The sequence below is a fragment of the Actinomadura sp. 7K507 genome (assembly GCF_004348425.1).
Classification (GTDB): Bacteria; Actinomycetota; Actinomycetes; order Streptosporangiales; family Streptosporangiaceae; genus Spirillospora.
The window spans coordinates 1-8934 of the sequence record NZ_SMKK01000314.1 but is presented as its reverse complement, the minus strand read 5'-3'; the positions used below and the strand labels follow the sequence as shown (position 1 = coordinate 8934).

Sequence of the window (8934 nt, the reverse complement as noted above, 5' to 3'; positions counted from 1 at the left end):
CGGCTCCCCCGACCCCGCCCGGTACTGCGGCGCCCGCGACCGCACCGCCGAGTTCCGCTCCGGCCAGTGGTACTGCGTGCCGCGCGGCGGCGACATCGGCGTCGACACCCACATCACGATGACGCAGGTGTGCGCGTCCCAGTACCGTCCGGACGCCGAGGCCCGCCTGCGCGGCGACGGCGGCACCCCGGCCGACTGGGACTGCTACGTCCTGCGCTGAGTTCATTGCAGTCCAGGCCCACTGCGCTCGCCTGGCGGCTCGCTCCGTGACCTGGCCTGTGCGTGGCCGGGGGCGGCTTCGGAAGGCCCGGCCTGCGAGGTCACAGCATGATGCCCAGGAGGGCGTCGGTGAGGGCCCTGATCTGGGGCGGGGCGGTCTCGTCGGCGCCGTCGGCCGCCGCCCAGGCGTCGACGGCCGCCAGGGCGGCCGGGGCGTCCAGGTCGTCGGCGAGGTGGCCGCGGACGGCCTCGGCGACCGGGGCGGCGGGCGGGCCGGACGCGCGGGACGCGGCGGCGCGCCAGCGGTCCAGGCGGGCCTCCGCGTCGTCCAGGCCGTCCTGCGTCCATCCCCAGTCGGACCGGTAGTGGTGTGCCAGCAGCGCCAGCCGGATCGCCATCGGGTCGGTGCCGGCCTCCCGGAGCCTCGACACGAACACCAGGTTGCCGCGCGACTTGGACATCTTCTCGCCGTCCAGGCCGACCATGCCCGCGTGGACGTAGGCGCGGGCGTGGGGGCGCTCCCCCGTCGCGACCTGGGCGTGCGAGGCGCCCATCTCGTGGTGCGGGAAGGCCAGGTCCGAGCCGCCGCCCTCGACGTCGAACGCCATGCCGAGGTGCTCGATGGAGATCGCCGAGCATTCCACGTGCCAGCCGGGGCGGCCCTCGCCGAACGGCGACTCCCAGGCGGGCTCGCCGGGGCGCCGGGCCGACCACAGCAGGGCGTCGAGGGGGTCGCGCTTGCCGGCGCGGTCCGGGTCGCCGCCGCGCTCGGCGAACAGCGGCGCCATCTCCTCGCGGGTCAGCCGGCTGACCTGCCCGAAGGACGGGTCGGCCGCGACCGGGAAGTAGACGTCGCCGCCGACCTCGTAGGCGGCGTCGCGGCCGCGCAGCTTCTCGATCATCTCGATGATCAGCGGGATCGACTCGACCGCGCCGATGTAGCGGTCGGGCGGCAGGATCCGCAGCGCGGTCATGTCCTCGCGGAACAGCTGGATCTCCCGGTCGGCCAGCTCCCGCCAGTCCTGCCCGGTCTCCTGGGCACGTTCCAGAAGCGGATCGTCGATGTCGGTGGCGTTCTGGATGTAGTGCACCCGGTGGCCGGCGTCGCGCCACACGCGGTTGACGAGGTCGAAGGCCAGATAGGTGTTGGCGTGCCCGAGGTGGGTCGCGTCGTAGGGGGTGATCCCGCACACGTACATCCGGGCGGTGCCGCCGGGACCGGCCGGGCCCGCGGGACGCGCCGTCCCCGTCGCCGTGTCGTGCAGTCTCAGCGGCCGTGCCGCGGCGGGCAGACCCGCGTCGGGGAGGTGGGGGACTTCGGAGGCGGGCCACGATCGCATACGGAAAGCTTATCCATGCCCAGCTAGCGGGGTTACGCCGAGATCATGGGGAATTGCCGCGGCCGGGTCAGGCGAGGCGGACGCGGGGGTCCAGGAACGAGTAGCAGATGTCCACCAGCAGGTTCGCGACGATCACGCACAGCGTCACCAGCAGCGTCACCCCGATGATCACCGGGGTGTCCCCGGCCGCGATGGAGCGGTGGACGAGCTGCCCCACGCCCTGCAGCCCGAACACCTTCTCGGTGACGATCGTGGAGCCGATCAGCGCGCCGAGGTCGATGCCGAACTGGGTGACGACCGGGGTCAGCGCCGACCGCAGCCCGTGCCTGCCGACGACGCGGCGCTCCGGCAGGCCCTTGGCGCGCGCCGTCCGCACGTAGTCCTCGCCGAGCACGTCGAGCATCGCGGCTCGGGTGAGGCGCGTGTAGGTGGCGAGCATCAGGAACGCCAGCGCGATCCACGGCAGGGTCATCCGGCGCAGGAAGTTCTCCTGCAGCGGCGGGCCCGCCTCGAAGACGTGGACGCCGCTGTCGCCGAGCCGGGTCGCGAACAGGTACAGCAGCGCCAGCGCCATCACGAACGGCGGCGTGGACAGGCCCGCCAGCACGATCACCGTCGCGGCCCTGTCCCACAGGCTCCGCGCCCTGGCCGCGCTGAGCACGCCGAGCGCGACGCCCCCGGCGAACCACAGGGCGCCGCCGCCGATGACCAGCCACAGCGTGGTGGGCAGCCGGGCGGCGATCAGCGTCGTCACCGGCGTGCCGCTGATGTAGGAGTCGCCGAGGTCGCCGTGCAGCAGCCGCTCGATGAACCGCCAGTACTGGACGGCGAAGGGCCGGTCCAGGCCGAGGTTGGCGCGGATCCGCTCCAGGGTCTCGGCGGTGGCGCGGGGCCCGCCGATGATCCGCTCCACCGGGACGGGCGACAGGTGCACGAACACGAACACCAGCGTCGCCACCAGCCACAGCACGAGGAGCGCGTGCAGCAGGCGGCGGGCGGCGAAACGCGTCACCGGCGGGTCACCTCCCGCGCGGGCGCGCGTCCGGCGCGCGGGTCGAGCGCGTCGCGGACGCCGTCGCCGAGCAGGTTGAACGACAGCGTCGTCGCCAGCAGCAGGACGCCCGGGACGGCCAGCAGCCACCACGCCGTCTGGAACACGTCGCCGCCCTCGCCGAGCATCGACCCCCAGCTCGGCGTCGGCGGCGGCACCCCGGCGCCGAGGAACGACAGCGTCGCCTCGAACACGATCGACGCCGGGACCAGCAGCGCGGTCAGCACGGTGACCTGCGCGGCCAGGTTCGGCAGGATCTCCGCCACGATGATCCGGGCGTTGGAGGCGCCGAGCACCCGGGCGGCCTCGACGAACTCCCGCCGCCGCAGCGACAGCACCTGGCCGCGGATGATCCGGGCGAACGCCGCGACGGAGAAGAACGCGATCACCAGGATCGTCATCACGATGCCGGCGCGGGCGGAGGAGATCTGGAACGTGGCCGACAGCAGGATCGCGACCAGCAGGTAGGGCAGCGCGAGGGCACCGTCGATCAGCCGGGACAGCAGCGCGTCCAGGCGGCCGCCGGCGAACCCGGCGAGGGTCCCGGCGAGGGTTCCCGCGACCGCGGCCAGCAGCGCCGCCGACAACCCGACGGCCAGCGATATCCGCGCGCCGTAGGCGGCGCGGACCAGGACGTCCCGGCCGAGCTGGTCGGCGCCGAGCGGGAACTCCCGGCCGGGCCCGCGCGGCTGCCCGTTCATGTCGAGGCCCGTCCGGGGGAACGTCGCGTCGCAGGGGTGGCCGGTCAGGTGCGCCCACAGCGGCGCGAGCAGCGCGAACGCCGCGATCAGCAGCAGGACGCCGAGGGACGCCACGGCGGCCCGGTCGCGGCGGAACCGTTCCCAGGCGACCCGGGACGGGCCGCGCCCCCGCACCCGCCCCGGCCCGGCGCCGGGCCGGGGCGGCCGTCCCCCGCAACGCCACCAAGATCGCATTGAGTGGCCAAGCTAGCACCGACGGTCACCGTCCGCCGCCCCGATGCCGAAACGGCTCTGGGCCGCCGTCCCGGTTTTACGGAACCGGGGCCTACAGGATCCGGGTCCAGGCGGCGAGGTCGCCCGGGGCGGCGGAGAAGTCGTAGCGGACGCCGGTCTCGGCGAGCGCGACGAGGGTGACGGACGTGGTCCCCCAGACCCGGCCGTCGCCGAGGTCGAGCAGGGGCAGCAGGGCCCGGTGGTCGGCGCGGGGCAGGCCGTCGCCGTTGACGAGCGCCAGCCAGTCGCCCCAGGCCCGCTCGACCGGCTCGTCCCGGCCGGGCAGGGGGCGCGGCGCGGCGTCCAGGCGCGGCCGGAAGTGGGCGAGCCGCGCCGCCATGTAGGCGTCCTCGGTCTCGCCCTCCAGCTGGCCCTCGCCCTCCAGCCCGCTGTTGACGATCATGTGCAGGCCGGGGCCGAGGTCGCGTTCGGCGAGTGCGGCGCCGTCCCAGCTCCACAGCCGCACCCCGCCGGGCTCGGCTGCGACGAGGTGGAACGGGTCGTAGGCCGCCAGGTCCGGGCGGCCGAGCCCGCCGTCGGCGGCGGCCCGCAGCGGCAGCCCGCCGCGTGACACGCGCCCGTCCTCGGGCGCCATCCGGCCGCGGCCGTTCAGCACCAGCCCGGCGCGGGGCGTGTCCGGGTCCACGGCGAGCCAGGTGCCGCCGGCGCGCAGGTCGCGCCCGCCGAGCAGCCGGGGCCGGTCCGGCCAGTGCCGTCCGGGCGGCTCCCACTCGCGGGCGACGAACTCGTCCCGCACGCCGACGAGGAGTACGGGGACCGGGGAGGACGGGTCGACACTGATGATCGCCGTGCACATGCCCCAATTGGAGCACTTGCCGCGAAACCCCAGAACTCCGGGGGCGTCCATGCCTGATTCCCCTTGAAAATGCTAGTGAAACACTGTTTCCTTAAGCGAAACACTGGCCGGTCTGAGGGGACGGAATGCCGACGAGATCACGGGGGCCTGTGCTGGCCTCGGCACTGGGAACCTGCCTCCTGCTCTCCGGGGGCACCGCAACGGCCGCCCTCCCGGCCGCCGCGCCCGCCGCCGCGCCCGCGAGCGAGGCCGGCGGGTCCCTGGCGCGGGTGTGCGCGTACGGGCAGATGGCCACGGCGGGGCTCGGCCCGTGGGGGCCGGAGCGCCCGTACATCCCCATCGACAACGTCGTCCATCCGACGATGGACGCGTTCGTCGCGGCCAAGCCCGAGGTCCGGCCGTTGCGGACCGAGCAGTTCGTCAGCCGCGACGGCCAGGGCCGCGCGGTCCAGATCCGGTGCAAGGGCAAGTCCGCCGACCACATCAGCACCGTCCACGGAGCCGGGACGGCGTCCGGCGAGGGCACCTGCGCCGCCGTCAACCGCACCACGCTCCGGGCCGTCACCGCGGCCCTCACCCCCGCCGAGCGGGCCGCCGCCGCGTTCGACCCGTCGGAGGTCGTGGTGGACGAGGACACGCAGGCGATGACCGGCGGCGAATGGACCCAGGAGTCCCCCTCCACCGCCGTGCAGGACGGCGTCCTGCACCTGAAGTCGTCCTCCCTGCTGGTGGAGTGGCTGGACCCCCGCTGGCAGGACCTGCCGGAGGCGTTCCGCGGCATCCACTACTGCACCCTGATCGCGCCCGGCGAGCTGCGGCGCGTCCTGCTCGGCGGCCAGGGCTGACGGGCCGACGCAGCGCGGCGCGGCTTCCGCGGGGATCCCGCGGAGGCCGCGCCGTCACCGGACTCGACTTACCAGGTCACCGGACGTACTGGACGGTCACGCCGCGGTCCACGGCGTCGCCCACGCCCCACAGCCACACGCCCGCCCACACGTCGCCCATGACCGTCCGCAGGAACATGGCGCTCCACCGCGCGGACGTCTTGATGCCGTCCGCCTGGGGGATCGTCTGCGGGGACGGGTCGGGAGCCGCGCCAGGCGGGTTCTGGGTGTCGGTGATGCCGTAGTGGTTGGCGCCGGTCACCGACACCAGCATCTTCGGCGGCTGCTGCAGCGCCTCGTAGGTGCTCTGCGCGGCCGCCGGCGACGCCACCCCGTCCGCCGTGCCCTGCACGAGGGCGACGGGGACGGTGTTGGGCACCGGCGGGCTGCCCGAGCCGCCCGGAGGCGTGTTGTTGGTGCCGAACAGCGCCGCGCCCTTCAGCTCGGCGGGCTTGGCGGCGGGCTCGGCGCAGAACGGCGGCGCGCACGCGCCGGTCGTCACGCCGAGTCCCGCCGCGCCGCCGAAGGAGTGCCCGAGCAGTCCCAGCGAGCCCGTGTCGATCTTGCCGGCGAGCGGCGAGCCCGCCCGGCCGTCCTCCGCCTCCATCCACGTGACGGTCCAGTTGGCCTGTGCCTGCTCGGCGAACAGGCCGGTCTGGCCGAAGAGGGTGCGCGTGTGGTTCGGGACCACGACGACGAAGCCGTAGTCCGCGACCGCGCGGGCGTAGCCCGCGTAGGCGGCCTTGTCCACGTTCGCGCCCTGGAGCAGCAGCGCGACCGGCAGGTCGTCGTCGATGTCCGCGGCGGCCGGCGCGTACACGTCGGCGGGATCGCCGTGGACGGTCGTCGTGAACTCGATCGGGCCGGTGCCGGCCGCGGCGGGCATGGCCGGCAGCACGGCCACGACCGCTCCGGCGAGGACGGCGGCGGCGACGCGCGCCTTCACGAGCGGTTCCGCAGGCGCCGCGGGATGATGAGCAGGGCGGCGATGCCGATCATGACCATCGCCGACGCCATCAGGGCGTAGGTCGGCAGCCCGTCGGGGCTGCCGGTGTTCGGCAGGCTCCCGCCGTTCCCGGTGCCGGCGCCGGTGCCCGTGCCGCCGCCCCCGTCGCCGGTTCCGCCGCCACCGCCGCCGTCACCTCCGCCGCCGTCGCCGCCTCCGCCGCCGGTGAACGTGAGCGGGATCTGGGCGGTGTTGGCGTCCATGTTGGCGCCGAGCGCGGTCACCGCGATGACGCAGGCGCCCGCCTTGGACGCGCACGTCGCGTCCCCGGCCTTGTCGACCATCTTGAGCTTGGCGTCCGTGGAGCCGTCCTTGGTGACGAACTCACCGGCGTCGTTCGAGGTGCCCTGCAGCGCGGCCCCGGTGTCCTGCGCCGCGCAGTCGCTCGGCAGCTTGGGGCCGGGCTCGCACAGTCCGAGGGTGACGAAGGTCTCCCCCGGCGTCAGGCCGGTGACCTGGACGGTGACGGTGTCGCCGGCCTTCAGCCCGGTGGTCTTGCTCGCGTTGATCTTCGGCGCGGCGAGCGCGGGCTGCGCGAGCGCCAGCACGCACGCGCCCGCTATCGCGGCGATGGCGCCGGTACGGCGCCGGACTCGGTTCATGATGTGCTCCTTACATCGGTGGCGGGGGCGTTACGGCGTTGGACGACGACGGCGGAGGCGCCGGCGCCGGCGATGAGGACGGCGGTGGCGGCCCACAGCGGGGCCGAGGGGCCGCCGGTCCCGGGCCCCGGGGCGGCGGTGGCGGCGGGCGCGGCGGCGACCGCGCCGCCCTTGAACGAGGACCCCTTGAAGCCGACCCGGACGATCGCGGTGTTGGCCTTGACGACGGCGGGCGGGTTGGTGGTGGGCAGCGGTGCGGCGCCGATCACGCACTGGCGCGCCATGCAGTCGATCTCGTTGAACTTCGGCCGGGCCTTGAGAGTGACCCCGGTGAAGGCGCCCTTGTCGTCGATGTTGACGAACGTCGCGCCTCCGCCGAGGTCGCAGTCCTTGAGGCCGTTGGTGTAGCCCTCCTTGCACAGCCCGACGGCCACCGACTTCAGGCCGGGGCGGAAACCCGTCCCGGACACGGTGATCTGCTCGCCCTCGGACAGGTCGGTGAACTTGCCGACCTCGATGGCGGGCGCGTCCGCGGGGGCCGCGGCGGCCGCGGCGGGCGAGGCGAACGCGAGGGCGGCGAGCGCTGGCACGATCACGAGGCGGCATCTCCTGCGTCGGGGTTCTTCGGCAGCAGCCGGAGGACCTGGTCGGGCGTGGGCCGGGCGAGTTCGGCGGCGACGCGTCCCCGGTCGAGGACGTAGGCCCGCGAGGCGAGCTCGAGGGTCGCCGGGGCCGGGCGTCCGGTGAGGACGATCACGGTGCCGGAGGCGGCGAGGCGGCGCAGCACGGTCTGTGCCGCCTCGCAGTGGGGGCCGGCGACGACGCCGTCGGCCAGCAGCAGCTTCGGGCGGGTCAGGAGCGCCTCGGCGAGGGCGAGCAGCCCGCGTTCGGCCTCGCCGAGGGCGCCCGCGGGTTCACCGCCGCACCGGCGCAGCGGGGGGAAGACCTCCAGGACCGCGGCGGCGGCCGCGGCGGGGTCGGTGTGGCCGAGAGCGCGGGCGTGGTCGGCGAGGCGGCCGGCGACGGTGCGCCCGTCCGCCGCGTCCGGCACCGGCGCCGCCAGATGGCACAGCCCGAGCCGCATCCGCTGCCCCGCCGGGACCGCCGCGAGGTCGGCGCCGCCGAGCCGGATCCGTCCCCGCGCGGGGACGTTCCCGCCCAGCGCGGCGAGGAGGGTGCGCGATCCGGCGCCGAACACCGCGACGCACTCGCCGGCGTCCGCGCGCAGCGCGACGCGGCGCAGCGGCACGGGGCCGCGCCGGACCGACAGGGCCCGCACGTCCAGGAACCCCGGTTCGGTGACCGGCCCCCGCACGCGGGCCGCCAGCACGGCGCCCAGCGCCACCGGGACGGCCGTCAGCGTCAGCGCCGAACCTTCGGCGATCACACCGCGCAGCAGGGCGGCGCAGCCGAACCCGGCCAGGCCGCCGAGCGCGGCGGCCACGGCGGTGAGCGCCGCCGCCGCCGGGCGGCGGTCGTCGGGCAGCGGCCGCAGGACCGCCCGGTCCAGGGCGGCGGCGGCCAGGCAGCCGGCGGCGGTCGCGACCGCGAAGCCCGCCGCCAGCCGCACCGGGCCCGGCGCGGTCGCCATCAGCGGCGGTGCGGCGGCCGCGGCCAGCAGCAGGAACGGCACGGTGCGCACCGAACCGGCCGTCCGCCGCAGCACCGCGATCAGCGCGACGGCGGCGGTCAGCCCCCAGGCCAGATGCCGTGCGGGCTCCTCGCCGACCAGGTTCCAGCGGAACGTCAGCAGGTGCAGCCCGGCGGCGACCGGGACAGCCGCCGCCCAGCCGGTCAGCGCGTAGGCGGGCAGCGCCGCCCGGACGTCGCGGACCTTGAGCACGTCCCGGAGCCGGGCGGCGGCGCGGTCCCCGCCGGCCGGGTCCTGCGCGCGGGGCGCGAGCACGGCCGCGAGGGACAGGGCCGCGCCCAGCAGGCCCGCGAGGATGAGTGCGTTGCGGGGCGAGCCCGACATGAGGGCCGCCAGCCAGGCCGCCCCGGCGAGGCCGGCCGCCAGCGCGGCCTGCCACCCGGCCAGGGC

Annotated in this window: 10 protein-coding genes; 2 read left to right on the top strand and 8 right to left on the bottom strand. The window is 75.7% G+C overall.

Annotated features, from left to right (window positions below; genetic code table 11):
• On the top strand, positions 1-220 hold a 220-nt coding region (locus E1285_RS46085), incomplete at its 5' end, for a hypothetical protein (RefSeq protein ID WP_165966969.1).
• Between the two features lie 100 nt (positions 221-320).
• Here the strand turns inward: E1285_RS46085 and mshC are convergent.
• From mshC to E1285_RS40665, 4 genes are all read right to left on the bottom strand, one after another.
• Positions 321-1559 (bottom strand): cysteine--1-D-myo-inosityl 2-amino-2-deoxy-alpha-D-glucopyranoside ligase, encoded by a 1239-nt coding sequence (gene mshC, locus E1285_RS40680; RefSeq protein WP_132159940.1) that lies wholly within the window; start codon positions 1557-1559, stop codon positions 321-323.
• 67 nt (positions 1560-1626) lie between these two features.
• A complete protein-coding gene (locus E1285_RS40675) occupies positions 1627-2571 on the bottom strand; it encodes an ABC transporter permease (RefSeq protein WP_132159939.1) in 945 nt (314 codons plus the stop codon).
• A complete protein-coding gene (locus E1285_RS40670; RefSeq protein WP_132159938.1) occupies positions 2568-3545 on the bottom strand; it encodes an ABC transporter permease in 978 nt (325 codons plus the stop codon). The genes E1285_RS40675 and E1285_RS40670 overlap by 4 nt, the downstream gene beginning before the upstream one ends.
• 91 nt (positions 3546-3636) lie before the next feature.
• Positions 3637-4401 carry an NRDE family protein gene (locus E1285_RS40665; protein WP_132159937.1) on the bottom strand — a complete coding sequence of 255 codons (765 nt, stop codon included), beginning with the start codon at positions 4399-4401 and terminating at the stop codon, positions 3637-3639.
• A 125-nt stretch (positions 4402-4526) separates the two neighbouring features.
• On the opposite strand from E1285_RS40665, the gene E1285_RS40660 reads away from it, so the two are divergent.
• On the top strand, positions 4527-5246 hold the full coding sequence (locus tag E1285_RS40660) for a hypothetical protein (protein WP_132159936.1): 720 nt from the start codon (positions 4527-4529) through the stop codon (positions 5244-5246).
• A 76-nt stretch (positions 5247-5322) separates the two neighbouring features.
• Here E1285_RS40660 and E1285_RS40655 read toward each other — a convergent pair whose 3' ends face one another.
• The 4 genes from E1285_RS40655 to E1285_RS46080 all read right to left on the bottom strand — a co-directional run.
• The gene (locus E1285_RS40655; protein ID WP_132159935.1) at positions 5323-6231 is read right to left on the bottom strand and encodes a hypothetical protein; all 909 of its coding nucleotides are present in this window, start codon (positions 6229-6231) and stop codon (positions 5323-5325) included.
• Complete coding sequence (locus E1285_RS40650; RefSeq protein ID WP_132159934.1) at positions 6228-6893, bottom strand: neocarzinostatin apoprotein domain-containing protein; 666 nt, start codon at positions 6891-6893, stop codon at positions 6228-6230. Before E1285_RS40650 ends, E1285_RS40655 begins: the two co-directional genes overlap by 4 nt.
• Positions 6890-7489, bottom strand: coding sequence for a neocarzinostatin apoprotein domain-containing protein (locus tag E1285_RS40645; protein ID WP_132159933.1), 600 nt, complete (start codon positions 7487-7489; stop codon positions 6890-6892). Before E1285_RS40645 ends, E1285_RS40650 begins: the two co-directional genes overlap by 4 nt.
• Positions 7486-8934 (bottom strand): hypothetical protein (locus E1285_RS46080; protein ID WP_165966968.1); only part of this gene is annotated, 1449 nt, incomplete at its 5' end. The genes E1285_RS40645 and E1285_RS46080, both read right to left, overlap by 4 nt.